The 1,025-nt window shown below is 51.8% G+C and carries 2 protein-coding genes; both read left to right on the forward strand.

Annotation, left to right across the window (positions count from 1 at the left end):
* A partial coding sequence (locus B2W52_RS19575) for a helix-turn-helix domain-containing protein (RefSeq protein ID WP_286803943.1) occupies nt 1-234 on the forward strand: 234 nt, incomplete at its 5' end.
* Nucleotides 221-1,025: methyl-accepting chemotaxis protein (locus tag B2W52_RS19580; protein WP_476738548.1), on the forward strand; the 805-nt coding region annotated here is incomplete at its 3' end. The genes B2W52_RS19575 and B2W52_RS19580, both read left to right, overlap by 14 nt.

Genomic DNA, 1,025 nt, shown 5'->3' on the forward strand with positions numbered 1-1,025 from the left:
GACGGCGTGGAACATACACTTACCGGCACCGAATTCCGGCTGCTACGTTGTTTGATGAGCCGCCCTGGCCACGTCTTTTCCAAAGAACAACTAATGGAACAGCTTTACAACTTGAATGATAGCCCGAGCGAAAACGTCATTGAGGCGTATATTCGGAGGTTAAGGAAGCTAGTGGGCAGCGAAACCATCTCAACACGACGCGGCCAGGGGTACATTTTTAATGCGATTCCTTAAAAAGCCTGCGTCCGTAAAAGGAACCTTGCTTGCGCTGTTACTGCCCGCCGGAATTGGTCTAATGGGGGTGGCGTGGTTGGTCCATGGCTTGCTGCTCGACCGAATGTCTCGGGAATTCGTTGAAAGCCGACTGAAAGATGAAGTCGTTTTCCTTGAGCACCAGATTCGCGACGCGAATGGTGAAGTTGACACTCTCCAGACGGGCGATTATTTCCAGGATGTTTTTCATCATGCCTTTGCCATACATACACCCGAACAGACCATCATTTCACCCGATACTTGGGAGCCCTTGTTAACGCCTCTGATTGAAAACGAAGAAGACGGAACCGTTCGCGTAGAAGATGCCGAAACCACTGATACTCCCTTAGACATCCTCGCCTACCGAAAGTCTTTTCAGGTCGGTGAAACACCCATCGTCGTAATCGTTTCTGAAGATCTGGGTGCGCTGAAACGCAGCCAAGCTGCACTTCATGCCTGGACCGCCGTAGTATCAGTTCTGTTGATTATGCTCTTGGTCGCCGTGCTCTGGTTCGGAATCACGATGTCCATGCGACCGGTTGTCACACTCAAAGCCGCATTAAAAAGACTCCAGGACGGAGAGATCTCCCGAATCAACGTTCAGTCGCCAGAGGAGTTCCACCCGCTGGTTCTTCAACTAAATCAGTTGCTGGACTCCTTAGATCAGCGACTGGAGCGCTCCAGGGACGCTCTCGCAAACCTGTCTCATAGCGTCAAAACCCCCATCGCAGCCGTCCGGCAGATACTGGAAGACGACACACGTCCTCTCGACA

Source organism: Marinobacter sp. UBA2498 (assembly GCF_002341575.1).
In the GTDB taxonomy this organism is placed as follows: domain Bacteria; phylum Pseudomonadota; class Gammaproteobacteria; order Pseudomonadales; family Oleiphilaceae; genus Marinobacter; species Marinobacter manganoxydans.